Source organism: Mesorhizobium maamorense (genome assembly GCF_044998965.1).
Classification (GTDB): domain Bacteria; phylum Pseudomonadota; class Alphaproteobacteria; order Rhizobiales; family Rhizobiaceae; genus Mesorhizobium.
Genome location: NZ_CP173356.1, coordinates 2,025,693 through 2,038,448, shown reverse-complemented (window position 1 = coordinate 2,038,448; position 12,756 = coordinate 2,025,693). Strand labels below are relative to the sequence as shown.

General features: G+C 62.6%; 23 protein-coding genes and 1 pseudogene. All 24 read right to left on the bottom strand.

What is annotated here, in order from left to right:
- Positions 1–10: 10 nt before the first annotated feature.
- Positions 11–400 carry a 30S ribosomal protein S11 gene (gene rpsK, locus ACIU1A_RS10575; RefSeq protein WP_006205444.1) on the bottom strand — a complete coding sequence of 130 codons (390 nt, stop codon included), beginning with the start codon at positions 398–400 and terminating at the stop codon, positions 11–13.
- 156 nt (positions 401–556) lie between these two features.
- On the bottom strand, positions 557–925 hold the full coding sequence (gene rpsM / locus ACIU1A_RS10570; protein WP_006205445.1) for a 30S ribosomal protein S13: 369 nt from the start codon (positions 923–925) through the stop codon (positions 557–559).
- A gap of 191 nt (positions 926–1,116) precedes the next feature.
- Positions 1,117–1,725 carry an adenylate kinase gene (locus tag ACIU1A_RS10565; RefSeq protein ID WP_404927250.1) on the bottom strand — a complete coding sequence of 203 codons (609 nt, stop codon included), beginning with the start codon at positions 1,723–1,725 and terminating at the stop codon, positions 1,117–1,119.
- Complete coding sequence (gene secY / locus ACIU1A_RS10560; RefSeq protein WP_140501275.1) at positions 1,722–3,062, bottom strand: preprotein translocase subunit SecY; 1,341 nt, start codon at positions 3,060–3,062, stop codon at positions 1,722–1,724. Before secY ends, ACIU1A_RS10565 begins: the two co-directional genes overlap by 4 nt.
- A gap of 191 nt (positions 3,063–3,253) precedes the next feature.
- The gene (gene rplO, locus ACIU1A_RS10555) at positions 3,254–3,727 is read right to left on the bottom strand and encodes a 50S ribosomal protein L15 (protein WP_140501273.1); all 474 of its coding nucleotides are present in this window, start codon (positions 3,725–3,727) and stop codon (positions 3,254–3,256) included.
- Positions 3,728–3,749: 22 nt separating this feature from the next.
- Entirely contained in the window at positions 3,750–3,947 is a 198-nt protein-coding gene (gene rpmD, locus ACIU1A_RS10550; RefSeq protein ID WP_006205449.1) for a 50S ribosomal protein L30, read from the bottom strand.
- A gap of 24 nt (positions 3,948–3,971) precedes the next feature.
- Complete coding sequence (gene rpsE, locus ACIU1A_RS10545) at positions 3,972–4,535, bottom strand: 30S ribosomal protein S5 (protein WP_006333394.1); 564 nt, start codon at positions 4,533–4,535, stop codon at positions 3,972–3,974.
- A gap of 147 nt (positions 4,536–4,682) precedes the next feature.
- Positions 4,683–5,042, bottom strand: a complete 360-nt coding sequence (rplR, locus tag ACIU1A_RS10540; RefSeq protein WP_140501271.1) for a 50S ribosomal protein L18 — start codon at positions 5,040–5,042, stop codon at positions 4,683–4,685.
- A 140-nt stretch (positions 5,043–5,182) separates the two neighbouring features.
- A pseudogene (gene rplF, locus ACIU1A_RS10535) lies at positions 5,183–5,715 on the bottom strand (50S ribosomal protein L6).
- Positions 5,716–5,807: 92 nt separating this feature from the next.
- Positions 5,808–6,206, bottom strand: a complete 399-nt coding sequence (rpsH, locus tag ACIU1A_RS10530; protein WP_006205453.1) for a 30S ribosomal protein S8 — start codon at positions 6,204–6,206, stop codon at positions 5,808–5,810.
- Positions 6,207–6,218: 12 nt separating this feature from the next.
- A complete protein-coding gene (gene rpsN, locus ACIU1A_RS10525; protein WP_013895695.1) occupies positions 6,219–6,524 on the bottom strand; it encodes a 30S ribosomal protein S14 in 306 nt (101 codons plus the stop codon).
- A 27-nt stretch (positions 6,525–6,551) separates the two neighbouring features.
- A complete protein-coding gene (gene rplE, locus ACIU1A_RS10520; RefSeq protein WP_023717521.1) occupies positions 6,552–7,130 on the bottom strand; it encodes a 50S ribosomal protein L5 in 579 nt (192 codons plus the stop codon).
- Positions 7,123–7,437, bottom strand: a complete 315-nt coding sequence (gene rplX / locus ACIU1A_RS10515; protein WP_006205456.1) for a 50S ribosomal protein L24 — start codon at positions 7,435–7,437, stop codon at positions 7,123–7,125. The genes rplE and rplX overlap by 8 nt, the downstream gene beginning before the upstream one ends.
- Before the next feature lie 12 nt (positions 7,438–7,449).
- Positions 7,450–7,818: a 50S ribosomal protein L14 gene (gene rplN, locus ACIU1A_RS10510; protein WP_006205457.1), complete on the bottom strand. Its 369-nt coding sequence runs from the start codon at positions 7,816–7,818 to the stop codon at positions 7,450–7,452.
- A gap of 85 nt (positions 7,819–7,903) precedes the next feature.
- Entirely contained in the window at positions 7,904–8,143 is a 240-nt protein-coding gene (gene rpsQ / locus ACIU1A_RS10505; RefSeq protein WP_010909280.1) for a 30S ribosomal protein S17, read from the bottom strand.
- 11 nt (positions 8,144–8,154) lie between these two features.
- A complete protein-coding gene (gene rpmC / locus ACIU1A_RS10500; protein WP_006205459.1) occupies positions 8,155–8,355 on the bottom strand; it encodes a 50S ribosomal protein L29 in 201 nt (66 codons plus the stop codon).
- 13 nt (positions 8,356–8,368) lie between these two features.
- Entirely contained in the window at positions 8,369–8,782 is a 414-nt protein-coding gene (rplP, locus tag ACIU1A_RS10495; RefSeq protein ID WP_027026963.1) for a 50S ribosomal protein L16, read from the bottom strand.
- A gap of 27 nt (positions 8,783–8,809) precedes the next feature.
- Positions 8,810–9,538 (bottom strand): 30S ribosomal protein S3, encoded by a 729-nt coding sequence (gene rpsC, locus ACIU1A_RS10490; protein ID WP_140501263.1) that lies wholly within the window; start codon positions 9,536–9,538, stop codon positions 8,810–8,812.
- Positions 9,538–9,927, bottom strand: a complete 390-nt coding sequence (gene rplV / locus ACIU1A_RS10485; RefSeq protein WP_006205462.1) for a 50S ribosomal protein L22 — start codon at positions 9,925–9,927, stop codon at positions 9,538–9,540. The genes rpsC and rplV overlap by 1 nt, the downstream gene beginning before the upstream one ends.
- Before the next feature lie 2 nt (positions 9,928–9,929).
- The gene (gene rpsS, locus ACIU1A_RS10480) at positions 9,930–10,208 is read right to left on the bottom strand and encodes a 30S ribosomal protein S19 (RefSeq protein ID WP_006205463.1); all 279 of its coding nucleotides are present in this window, start codon (positions 10,206–10,208) and stop codon (positions 9,930–9,932) included.
- Positions 10,209–10,224: 16 nt separating this feature from the next.
- The gene (gene rplB, locus ACIU1A_RS10475) at positions 10,225–11,058 is read right to left on the bottom strand and encodes a 50S ribosomal protein L2 (protein ID WP_140501261.1); all 834 of its coding nucleotides are present in this window, start codon (positions 11,056–11,058) and stop codon (positions 10,225–10,227) included.
- 22 nt (positions 11,059–11,080) lie between these two features.
- Positions 11,081–11,374, bottom strand: coding sequence for a 50S ribosomal protein L23 (locus ACIU1A_RS10470; protein ID WP_006205465.1), 294 nt, complete (start codon positions 11,372–11,374; stop codon positions 11,081–11,083).
- A complete protein-coding gene (gene rplD, locus ACIU1A_RS10465) occupies positions 11,371–11,991 on the bottom strand; it encodes a 50S ribosomal protein L4 (protein WP_140501259.1) in 621 nt (206 codons plus the stop codon). Before rplD ends, ACIU1A_RS10470 begins: the two co-directional genes overlap by 4 nt.
- Positions 11,991–12,719 carry a 50S ribosomal protein L3 gene (rplC, locus tag ACIU1A_RS10460; protein ID WP_140501257.1) on the bottom strand — a complete coding sequence of 243 codons (729 nt, stop codon included), beginning with the start codon at positions 12,717–12,719 and terminating at the stop codon, positions 11,991–11,993. Before rplC ends, rplD begins: the two co-directional genes overlap by 1 nt.
- Positions 12,720–12,756: the final 37 nt, after the last annotated feature.

The following is a 12,756-nucleotide window of genomic DNA, read 5'->3' as shown; positions in this document are numbered from 1 at the left end:
CGGTAATTCCTTAGACGCGACGCTTCTTGCGCGGACGGCAGCCATTGTGCGGGATCGGGGTCACATCACGAATCGAGGTGATGGTGAAGCCAGCCGCCTGCAGGGCGCGCAGCGCCGATTCACGGCCGGAGCCGGGTCCGCAGACCTCGACCTCGAGCATGCGCATGCCGTGTTCCTGGGCCTTCTTGGCAACATCCTCGGCAGCCATCTGGGCGGCGAAGGGGGTCGACTTGCGCGAACCCTTGAAGCCCTGGGCACCGGCCGACGACCAGGCGATCGAATTGCCCTGCGCGTCGGTAATGGTGATCATGGTGTTGTTGAAGGTCGAATTGACGTGGGCAACGCCCGACGAGATGTTCTTGCGTTCGCGACGGCGAACACGAGCGGCTTCCTTGGCCATGGTATTCCTTTCAGTTGATCTCTACACCGCCGTAATGCCAGCGGCTCCACCTTGGTAAGGGAGTGGGGAATAGGGCAGTAAGGGAGTAGGGAAAGTGCGACCCGATTGCCGGGCATTCCCTACTGCCTTACTCCCCTACTCCCTTACTGCCCTAAATTACTTCTTCTTGCCGGCGATCGACTTGGCCGGGCCCTTGCGGGTGCGTGCATTGGTGTGCGTGCGCTGGCCGCGAACCGGCAGCGAGCGACGGTGACGCAGGCCGCGGTAGCAGCCGAGGTCCATGAGCCGCTTGATGTTCATCGACACTTCGCGGCGCAGGTCGCCCTCGACCTGATAGTCGCGGTCGATCGTCTCGCGGATCTGCAGCACTTCCGCGTCGGTCAGCTGGTTGACGCGGCGCTCGGCCGGGATGCCGACCTTGTCGACGATTTCCTGGGCGAACTTCTTGCCGATGCCGTGAATGTACTGAAGCGCGATGACAACGCGCTTGTTGGTCGGAATGTTGACGCCGGCTATACGAGCCATGTTCTTCTCATCTCCATATGGGCCGGACGAGCCGGCGCTGTCTGCGTTGCCCCGCGTCCGGTGGAGGCCGGCCCTTGCGGGAGTTTCCTGGTCAAAAACGGCTGCCCTGCCCTTGCGGGCAAGCAAACTCCATGCCTGACAGGAAGACGGGCCGCCATACCCCAGCGGACCGCTTCAGTCAAGCACAATCGCTATTTGGCCGAGGCGGCCTCTTTCACCGTCGCCGCGAGCACGGCTTCGATCTCCGACGTCACGGCATCAATACCAGCCATGCCGTCCACGCTCTTCAGCCGGCGCTTGGCATAATAATAGCCGATCAGCGGAGCGGTCTTCTTGTAATATTCCCGCAGCCGCTCCTCGAACACCGCCGGATTGTCGTCCTTGCGCACCGGCTGACCGGCTGCCTTGGCCTCATCGGCTCGCTTGACGATGCGGCCGACCAGCGCCTTGTCGTCGACGACAAGCTCGATGACGGTGTCGAGCGCAATGCCACGTTCGTCAAGCATCGATTCAACCGCATCAGCCTGCACCAGCGTACGCGGGTAGCCGTCGAGGATGAAACCATTGGCGCAATCGGGCAGGTCAATGCGCTCGGCCACGATGGCGTTGACGATGGCATCCGAGACCAGCTCGCCGGCATCCATGACCGCCTTGGCGCGCTTGCCGACTTCGGTACCGGCCTGCACCGCGGCGCGCAGCATGTCGCCCGTGGAAAGCTGGGGGATGCCGTGTCTCTCTACCAGTCTTTGTGCTTGTGTCCCCTTGCCCGCTCCTGGCGGCCCAAGCAAAATCAACCTCATCTGGCTTTCTTCCCCCCGCGCAGCTTCGACTTCTTGATCAGGCCTTCATACTGGTGCGCGATCAGGTGGCCCTGAATCTGCGCAACCGTGTCGAGCGTGACACTGACCACGATCAGAAGCGATGTGCCACCAAGGTAGAATGGTACGCCAGTCGCCGAGATCAGGAACTCCGGCAGCAGACAGACCAGCACCAGATAGATGGCACCGACGACAGTGATGCGGGTAAGAACGTAGTCGATATAGTCGGCGGTGCGCTCGCCCGGACGATAGCCGGGGATGAAGCCGGAGTGCTTCTTGAGCTGGTCGGCGGTGTCCTTCGGGTTAAAGACGATCGCGGTGTAGAAGAAGGCGAAGAACACGATCATCGCCGCGTAGAACAACATATAGAGCGGCTGGCCATGGCCGAGCGAGGCCAGGATGGTGCTGGCCCAGGCCGGCATGTTCGTGGTCTGCGAGAAGCCGGCGACGGTGGCCGGCAGCAAGAGCAGCGACGAGGCGAAGATCGGCGGGATGACGCCCGACGTGTTGAGCTTGAGCGGCAGGTGGGAAGTGTCGCCCTGGAACATGCGATTGCCGACCTGACGCTTCGGATACTGGATCAGCAGACGCCGCTGGGCGCGCTCGAAGAAGACGATGAGCGCGATGACGACGATGGCCAGCACGATGATCGCCAGGATCAGGCCGGTCGACAGCGCTCCGGTGCGGCCGAGTTCCAGCGTGCCGGAAATGGCATGCGGCAGGCCGGCGACGATGCCGGAGAAGATGATCAGCGAAATGCCGTTGCCGATGCCGCGCGCGGTGATCTGCTCGCCGAGCCACATCAGGAACATGGTGCCGCCGACCAGCGTGACGACGGTCGAGATGCGGAAGAACATGCCGGGATCGCTGACGATGCCGTTGCCGCCTTCAAGCCCGACCGAAATACCATAGGCCTGCACCAGCGCCAGGAGCACCGTGCCGTAGCGCGTGTACTGGTTGATGACCTTGCGGCCCTGCTCGCCTTCCTTCTTCAGCGCTTCCAGCGACGGGATGACCGAGGTCATCAGCTGCATGATGATGGAAGCGGAAATGTAAGGCATGATGCCGAGCGCGAAGATCGCCATGCGTTGCACGGCGCCGCCGGCGAACATGTTGAACATGCCCAGCACGCCCTTGCTCTGCGAAGAGAAGGCCTGCGCGAAGGCATCGGGATTGATGCCGGGAAGCGGGATGTAGGTGCCGAGGCGGTAGACGAGCAGCGCGCCGACGGTGAACCAGATTCGTTTCTTCAGGTCCTCCGCTTTGGCGAAGGCTGAGAAATTCAGATTCGAGGCTAGTTGTTCAGCAGCCGAAGCCATGCCCGATTCTCCGCTTGGTCACGCTTGATGGCCCTAAGGTCAGGCGGCGCGTGTCACCGAAGCTCACGAGATAAGCTCCGGACTGTAAACATGCAAGCGGCCGCGTTGACGCGGCCGCCATATTGAACAGGTCGAAGCGCGATCGAAAGCAAAACCGGATCCGGCCTTGCCGAGCGCGCTTCAAATTGCTGTTACTCGGCGGCCGCCTCTTGCGGCAGCTTGACCGAACCGCCGGCCTTTTCGATCTTCTCGATCGCGGCCTTGGAGGCCCCGGCGACGTCAAAGGCGAGCTTCGCCTTGAGATCGCCGTCCGACAGCACGCGCACGCCGTCCTTCACGCGACGGATGACGCCGGCGGCTACCAGCGCCTCGGCCGTCACGGTCGCCTTCGCATCGAGCTTCTTGGCGTCTACAGCGGCCTGGATACGGGCCAGCGAGACGACGGTGAAGCTCTTGGCGAAGATGTTGTTGAAGCCACGCTTCGGCAGGCGCCGATAGAGCGGCATCTGGCCACCCTCGAAGCCGTTGACGGCGACGCCGGAGCGCGCCTTCTGGCCCTTGACGCCGCGACCGGCAGTCTTGCCGGAACCGGAGCCGATGCCGCGGCCGAGACGCTTCTTCGAATGCGTCGCGCCGTCCTTGTCACGCAGATCGTTGAGTTTCATCTTGCTTCTCCTGCGCCTGTGCTCAGCCCTCGTCCACGACGCGGACGAGATGCTGGACGGCAGCGATCATGCCGCGCACGGAAGGCGTATCTTCCAGCGTGCGCTGCTTGTGCATCTTGTTGAGGCCGAGGCCGACCAGCGTCGCGCGCTGTTCCTTCGGGCGACGGATCGGCGAGCCGATCTGCTCAACGGTGATGGTCTTGGTTGCTTTCTTGGCCATGGTCAAAATCCCTGGTCAGATCGACTATTCTTCAGCCGCGACGGCGGTGCCGCGGCGGGCCTGAAGGGTCGAATACTTGATGCCGCGCGCGGCAGCCACATCCTTGGGATGCATCTGGCTCTTCAGCGCGTCGAAAGTGGCGCGAACCATGTTGTAAGGGTTCGACGAACCCATCGACTTGGCGACCACGTCATGCATGCCGAGCGTCTCGAAGACGGCACGCATCGGGCCGCCGGCGATGATGCCGGTACCTTGCTTGGCGGCGCGCAGGAGAACACGGCCGGCGCCCCAGCGTCCCTCGACATCGTGGTGCAGCGTGCGGCCCGAGCGCAGCGGCACGAAGATCATGTCGCGCTTGGCCGATTCGGTTGCCTTGCGGATGGCTTCCGGCACTTCGCGCGCCTTGCCGTGACCGAAGCCGACGCGGCCCTTCTGGTCGCCGACGACGACGAGTGCTGCAAAACCGAAGCGGCGGCCGCCCTTGACGACCTTGGCGACACGGTTGATGTGGACGAGCTTGTCGACCATGCCGTCATCGCGTTCTTCACGATCGCGGCCGCGGCCGCCATCCCTACGTTCCTGTGCCATATCCTGTTCCTTGTTCTTTTCCGGAAGCACGGGTTGCTGAATGCCGACGCCTCATTGCGGGTCGCCGACGGTGAAAATCATCACTCCCTTGCATGATCCGTTTCGAAAAGTCTGCAACTTTCTGCCGACTTTCGGTCCGGATCAGGCTTAGAAGCTCAAGCCGCCTTCACGAGCCGCCTCGGCCAGCGCCTTGACGCGGCCGTGATAGATGTACGGGCCGCGGTCGAAGACGACTTCCTTGACTCCCGCCTTGGCGGCACGCTCGGCGATCAGCTTGCCGATCGCGGCAGCGGCAGCGGTATCGGCACCGGTCTTGAGCGAACCCTTGAGGTCCTTCTCGAGGGTCGAGGCGGCAGCGATGGTGTGGCCCTTGGCGTCGTCGATGACCTGGACGTAGATGTTCTTCGACGTGCGGTGAACCGACAGGCGCGGACGCTCGCCGGCGACCTTCTTGATCTGGCGGCGGACGCGCTGCGCGCGGCGCTGAGTGGCTTCCTTGGTACCCATGATGGTCTTCCTTGCCTTCAGAAAACGGGGGCCGCCCTGTGCGGTAGGCGAAAGCGCCTCCCGCGACCGCTCCCCGCGGCGTTACACTTCCTGGCTTGGCCCCTTCCGAAAAGTCTGCACCTTCCCCGGGGCCAAACCCACTACTTCTTCTTGCCTTCCTTGCGGACGATCTTCTCGCCTGCATAGCGGACGCCCTTGCCCTTGTAGGGCTCGGGACCACGGTATTCGCGGATTTCCGCGGCCACCTGGCCGACCTGCTGCTTGTCGATACCGGCAACGGTGATTTCGGTCGGCTTCGGCACGGTGATGGTGATGCCTTGCGGCGTCTCGTAGACGACGTCGTGGCTGAAGCCGAGCGCCAGCTGCAGGTTCTTGCCCTGCAAGGCCGCGCGATAGCCGACGCCGGTGATCTCGAGCTTCTTCTCGAAGCCGTCCTTGACGCCCTGCAGGATGTTGACGATCTGCGTGCGCGACATGCCCCACTTGAGCGGGCGGTCTTGGACTGGTCGCGCGGCTCGACAGCGATCTCGCTGCCTTCCATCTTGACCAGCACTTCGTCGTTGACCACGAACTTCAGCTCGCCCTTGGGGCCCTTCGCCGTCACGGTCTGGCCGTTGACGGTCGCGGTCACGCCCTGCGGCAGCGAAACGGGTTTCTTTCCAATACGAGACATTTTGTTGTCCTCGTCACTTCTCTTGTTTCAGGTCTCTGTCTTCGGGACGATCCGAAGACCGAATTCCATTTTTTCGGGATCACGCTGCCGGATCAGAAGATCTGGCAGAGGATCTCGCCACCGACGTTCTGTTCGCGCGCTTCGTGGTCGGCCATCACGCCCTTCGGCGTCGAAAGGATGGCGATACCGAGGCCGTTGGCGACATGCGGGATCGACTTGGCCGAAACGTAAACGCGGCGGCCCGGCTTCGAGACGCGGGCGATTTCGCGCACCACCGGCGCTCCGTCGAAATACTTCAGCTCAATCTCGATTTCGGACTTGCCGTTGTCGAAATCGGTCTGGCTGTAGTCGCGGATATAGCCTTCAGCCTTCAGCACGTCGAGGACGCGGGTGCGCAGACGCGAGGCCGGCGTCGACACGCTCGACTTCTTGCGGCCATAGGCGTTGCGGATGCGGGTCAGCATATCGCCGAGAGGATCGCTCAATGACATGTTATGTCCTCCTTACCAGCTCGACTTGACCAGGCCCGGGATCTGGCCGTTATTGCCGAGATCACGAAGCGCGATGCGCGATACTTTGAGCTTGCGATAGTAGGCACGCGGACGGCCGGTGACTTCGCAGCGGTTGCGGATGCGGATCTTGGCCGAGTTGCGCGGCATGGCGGCAAGCTTGAGCTGAGCGCGGAAGCGCTCCTCCATCGGCTTGGACTGGTCCATGATGATCGCCTTCAGGGCAGCGCGCTTGGGACCGTACTGGTCGGCAAGCTTGCGGCGCCTGTTGTTCTTCTCGACTGAGCTGGTCTTTGCCATTTCAGATTTTTCCTTTTCTCGCTGCCGTTACTGGCGGAAGGGGAAGTTGAAGGCCTTGAGCAGTGCCCTGGCTTCGTCGTCCGTCTTCGCAGTCGTACAAACGATGACGTCCATGCCCCAGATCTGATCAACCTTGTCGTAGTTGATCTCCGGGAACACGATGTGTTCCTTGATGCCCATGGCGTAGTTGCCACGACCATCGAAGCTCTTCGGATTCAGCCCGCGGAAGTCGCGGACGCGCGGCAGCGCGATGTTCACGAGGCGGTCGAGGAACTCGTACATGCGTTCCTTGCGCAGCGTGACCTTGGCGCCGATCGGCATCTTCTCGCGGACCTTGAAGCCCGCGATCGAATTGCGGGCGCGGGTGACGACGGCCTTCTGGCCGGCGATCATCGCCAGATCCTCGGCCGCGATCGAAGGCTTCTTCGAATCGCCGGTCGCTTCGCCAACGCCCATGTTCAGCACGATCTTGTCGATGCGCGGAACCTGCATCTCGTTGTCGTAGCCGAACTGCTCCTGCAAGGCCTTGCGGATGGTCTCGTTGTAGACCTGCTTGAGGCGCGGCGTGTTCTGGGCAGTCGCCTGCTTGGTTTGAGCCTTAGCCATTGATGACTTCTCCCGAGCGCTTGGCGACGCGCACCTTCTTGCCGTCCTTCTGGAAGATGAAGCCGACGCGGGTCGGCTTGCCATCCTTGGGGTCGGCCAGCGCGATGTTCGACAGCTGGATCGGCGCTTCCTTGGTGATGATCCCGCCCTCTTGGGACTGGGACTGCTTCTGGTGACGACGGATCATGTTGACGCCGCGCACCAGCGCGGTGTCGTCCTTCGGCTGAACCGACAGGACTTCGCCCGAACGGCCCTTGTCCTTGCCAGCAAGCACGACGACCTTGTCGCCTTTTCTAATCTTCTGCATTGGTCCGGCTCCTTACAGCACTTCAGGCGCGAGCGAGATGATCTTCATGTGGTTCTTGGCGCGGAGTTCGCGCGGAACCGGTCCGAAGATACGCGTGCCGATCGGCTCTTTCTTGTTGTCGACGAGAACGGCCGCGTTCTTGTCGAAACGGATCACGCTGCCGTCCGGGCGGCGGATGTCCTTGGCCGTGCGAACCACGACCGCCTTCATCACATCGCCCTTCTTCACGCGGCCGCGCGGGATGGCTTCCTTGATCGACACCACGATGATGTCGCCTACGGAAGCGTATTTCCGCTTCGAGCCGCCCAGCACCTTGATGCACATGACACGACGGGCGCCGGAATTATCCGCGACGTCGAGGTTTGTTTGCATCTGAATCATGACTGGCCGCCTTCTTCTTTTCTAACGGGACGGGTTCTTCACCCCTCCCCGGTCTGTCCAAAATTCGTTTGTTTACGCCCAGAGATCAGGCTTGGTCCGAAGACACGACGATCCAGCGCTTGTCCTTGGAAATCGGCTTCGATTCCTGGATGAACACCTGATCGCCAACCTTGTGGGCGTTGTTCTCGTCGTGCGCCTTGTACTTCTTGGTCATGCGCACGGTCTTCTTCATCACGGGATGCGTGAAGCGCCGTTCGACCTTGACGACAACCGTCTTCTCGTTCTTGTCGCTGACGACGGTGCCCTGCAGAATGCGCTTTGGCATGGTTTTCGTCCTTAAGCCTTCTTAGCCGCGGACTTTTCCGCAGCGATGGTCTTGATACGCGCAATGTCCTTGCGGACCTGCCTCACGCGCGCGGTCTTTTCGAGCTGGCCGGTCGCCTTCTGGAAGCGCAGGTTGAACTGCTCTTTCTTCAGGCTGGCCAGGTCGTCGGTCAGCTGGTCCTGGGTCTTGGTCCGGATGTCTTCGGCTTTCATGATCAGCCCGTCCTTATTCTGCGATGCGCTGTACGAAGCGCGTCCTGACCGAGAGCTTGGCCGCGCCGAGACGCAGTGCCTCACGGGCGGTTTCTTCGTTGACGCCGTCGATCTCGAACATGATCCGGCCCGGCTTGACGCGCGCCGCCCAGTAGTCGACCGCGCCCTTGCCCTTGCCCATGCGGACTTCGGTCGGCTTCGAGGTGACCGGCAGATCCGGGAAAATACGGATCCAGACACGGCCGGCGCGCTTCATCTCGCGGGTGATCGCGCGGCGGGCCGCTTCGATCTCGCGCGCGGTGACGCGGTTCGGCTCAAGCGCCTTCAGCCCGAAACCACCGAAATCCAGGTTGGTGCCGCCCTTGGCGGTACCGTGGATACGGCCCTTGAACTGCTTGCGGAACTTTGTGCGCTTTGGCTGCAGCATCGTTCTAACTCCAAATTCCTAAATGTCTCAGGCGTTTTCGCGACGACGACCGCGTTCGCGATCACCACCACCACCGCCATGCGCATGATCGCCCTCGGTCGCGCGGCGCTCCGAAGCCATCGGGTCGTGCTCGAGGATCTCGCCCTTGAACACCCACACCTTGACGCCGCAGATGCCGTACGCCGTATTCGCCTCGGCCGTGCCGTAGTCGACATCGGCGCGCAGCGTGTGCAGCGGCACGCGGCCTTCGCGGTACCATTCCATGCGCGCGATTTCGGCGCCGCCGAGACGGCCCGAGCAGTTGATGCGGATGCCTTCAGCACCGAGGCGCATCGCCGACTGCACGGCACGCTTCATGGCGCGGCGGAACGCGATGCGGCGCTCGAGCTGCTGGGCGATCGACTGGGCGACCAGGGTCGCGTCGATTTCCGGCTTGCGCACTTCGACGATGTTGAGGTGCGTCTCGGACTTGGTCATCTCCATCAGCTTCTTGCGAAGCTTCTCGATGTCGGCGCCCTTCTTGCCGATGATCAGACCCGGGCGCGCGGCATGGATGGTGACGCGGCACTTCTTGTGCGGACGCTCGATCACGACCTTCGAGATGGCAGCCTGCTTGAGCTCCTTCTCGAGGTACTTGCGGATCTTGATGTCCTCATGCAGCAGCTTGCCGTACTCGCCGGTGTTCGCGAACCAGCGCGAATCCCAGGTGCGGTTGATGCCGAGGCGAAGACCGATCGGATTGACTTTCTGGCCCATTATGCGGCCTCCCCTTTTTCTTCGACTTCACGAACGACGATCGTGAGGTGCGAGAACGGCTTCTCGATACGGCTGGCGCGACCACGGCCCCGGGCATGGAACCGCTTCATGACGATCGACTTGCCGACATAGGCTTCCGCCACGATCAGCGCATCGACGTCGAGGTCGTGGTTGTTTTCCGCGTTGGCGATCGCCGATTCCAGCGTCTTCTTGACCGTGCCGGAAATCCGCTTGGCCGAGAATTCCAGGTCGGAAAGCGCTGTCGCGACCTTCTTGCCGCGGATCAGCGCGGCAACCAGGTTCAGCTTCTGCGGGCTGATACGGATCGTGCGCAGTACGGCGCGCGCTTCGTTGTCAGCAAGCCTGCGCGGAGCTTTGGCCTTGCCCATGATTATTTCCTCTTCGCCTTCTTATCCGCGCCGTGACCGTAGTAGGTCCGCGTCGGAGCGAATTCACCGAACTTGTGACCGACCATGTCCTCGTTCACCGAGACGGGAACATGCTTCTGGCCGTTATAGACACCGAAGGTGAAGCCGACGAACTGCGGCAGGATGGTGGAGCGACGGCTCCACATCTTGATCACCTCATTGCGACCACCTTCACGAACCTTGTCCACCTTCTTGAGAAGGTAGCCGTCGATGAAGGGGCCTTTCCAAATAGAACGAGTCACTTGGCGTTACCTCTTCTTAGCTCTTGCGCTGATGGCGCGAGCGCAGGATGAACTTGTCGGTCGCCTTGTTGGACCGCGTCTTCTTGCCCTTGGTCGGCTTGCCCCACGGCGAGACCGGATGGCGGCCACCGGAGGTGCGGCCTTCACCACCGCCATGCGGGTGGTCGACCGGGTTCATGGTCACGCCGCGATTGTGCGGGCGCTTGCCACGCCAAACCGTGCGGCCGGCCTTGCCGTCGTTGATGTTGCCGTGGTCCGGGTTGGACACGGCACCGACGGTGGCCATGCAGGAGCCGTGAACGACACGCTGCTCGCCCGAGTTGAGGCGCAGGATCGCCATGCCCTGGTCGCGGCCGACGAGCTGGGCGTAACCGCCAGCCGACCGGGCGACCTGGGCGCCCTTGCCCGGCTTCAGCTCGATGTTGTGGACGATCGTGCCGACCGGCATCGAGGCCAGCGGCATCGCATTGCCCGGCTTCACGTCGACCGCTTCGCCAGCCACGATCTTGTCGCCGGCGGCAAGGCGCTGCGGAGCGATGATGTAGGACAGCTCGCCATCGTCATACTTGATCAGCGCGATGAAGGCGGTGCGGTTCGGATCGTATTCAATGCGCTCGACCGTGCCGACGACGTCGAACTTGCGGCGCTTGAAATCGATGATGCGGTACGAACGCTTGTGACCGCCGCCGATGAAGCGGGCAGTGATGCGGCCGTAATTGTTACGGCCGCCCGACTTGGTCAGGCCCTCGGTCAGACCCTTGACGGGCTTGCCCTTGTAGAGGCCCGAGCGGTCGACGATGACCAACTGACGGGTGCTCGGCGTTATCGGGTTGAATTTTTTAAGTGCCATTGTCCTGTCCTCGCGGCCTTGCTCAGAGACCCGTCGCGACGTCGATCGACTGGCCGTCTGCCAGCGTCACTACCGCCTTCTTGACGTCGCTCTGGCGGCCGATCGTGCCGCGGAAGCGCTTGATCTTGCCCTTGCGGACAAGCGTGTTCACGGCCATCACCTTGACGCCGAACAGCGCTTCGACGGCGGCCTTGATTTCCGGCTTCGACGCCTTCTTGGCGACGTTGAAGACGACCTGGTTCTGCTCGGAAGCCATGGTCGACTTTTCGGTGATCGCCGGGCTGACGATTACGTCGTAGTGACGAAGGTCGGTCATTTAAAGCGCTCCTCGAGAGCCTCGACGGCGGCCTTCGAAAGGACCAGCGTGCCGCGGCGCAGAATGTCGTAGACGTTGATGCCCTGGATGGGCAGCACGTCGATGTTCGGGATGTTGGTCGCGGCCAGCTTGAAGTTCCGGTCGAGCTCGGCGCCACCAATCACCAGGGCGTTCGTCAGGCCCAGCGTCGCGAAATTCGCGATCAGCGCCTTGGTCTTTGCCTCGGTCAGCTTCAGCTCGTCGATGACGATGATCGACGCGCTCTTGGCCTTGGCCGAGAGAGCATGCTTGAGGCCGAGCGCGCGGACCTTCTTCGGCAGCTCGTGCTCGTGGCTGCGAACGACCGGGCCGTGAGCCTTGCCGCCGCCGCGGAACTGCGGAGCGCGTGCCGAATGGTGACGGGCGCGGCCCGTACCCTTCTGCTTGTACATCTTGGCGCCGGTGCGCGCGATCTCGGCGCGGCCCTTGGCCTTGTGCGTGCCCTGCTGCTTCTTGGCGAGCTGCCAGCGCACGACGCGCTGCAAAATGTCCTCGCGCGGATCAAGGCCGAAAATCTCCTCGGAGAGTTTCACCTTGCCGGCGTCCTTGCCGCCCAGCGTTGTGATCTTGAGATCCATTATTCCGCTCCCTCTGTGGCCGGAGCCTCATTCTTCGTGCCCATACCGGCAGCAACTGGGCGGATCGCGGCGGGCTTCGGCGCATTGGCCGGAAGCGCCACCTTGGCGGCGTCGCGAACCAGGATCCACGCACCCTTCGACCCGGGAACCGCGCCGCGGATCAGGATCAGGCCGCGGTCGGCATCGGTCGAGACGATCTCGACGTTCTGCGTGGTGACGCGCGTGTCGCCCATGTGGCCGGCCATCTTCTTGCCCTTGAACACCTTGCCGGGGTCCTGGCGCTGGCCGGTCGAGCCGTGCGTGCGGTGCGAGACCGAGTTACCGTGGGTCGCGCGGCCACCACCCATGTGGTGGCGCTTGATGACGCCCTGGAAACCCTTGCCGATCGTCGTGCCGGTGACGTCGACCTTCTGGCCGGCGACGAAATGCTCGACCGTGATCTCGGCGCCGACATCGATCATGTTGTCGGCGGAGACGCGGAACTCGGCAAGCTTGGCCTTCGGCTCGACGGAAGCGGTCGCGAAATGGCCGCGCATCGCCTTCGACGTGTTCTTCACCTTGGCAAGGCCAACGCCGAGCTGAACGGCGGTGTAGCCATTCTTCTCCTGCGTGCGCTGCGCCACGACCTGGCAGTTCTCCATCTGGAGAACGGTGACGGGAACATGTTCCCCGGCATCGTTGTAGATGCGGGTCATTCCCACCTTCTTTGCAATCACACCTGAACGCATCGGTTCAATTCCTTTAGAGTTCCGGGCCAGGGGCACC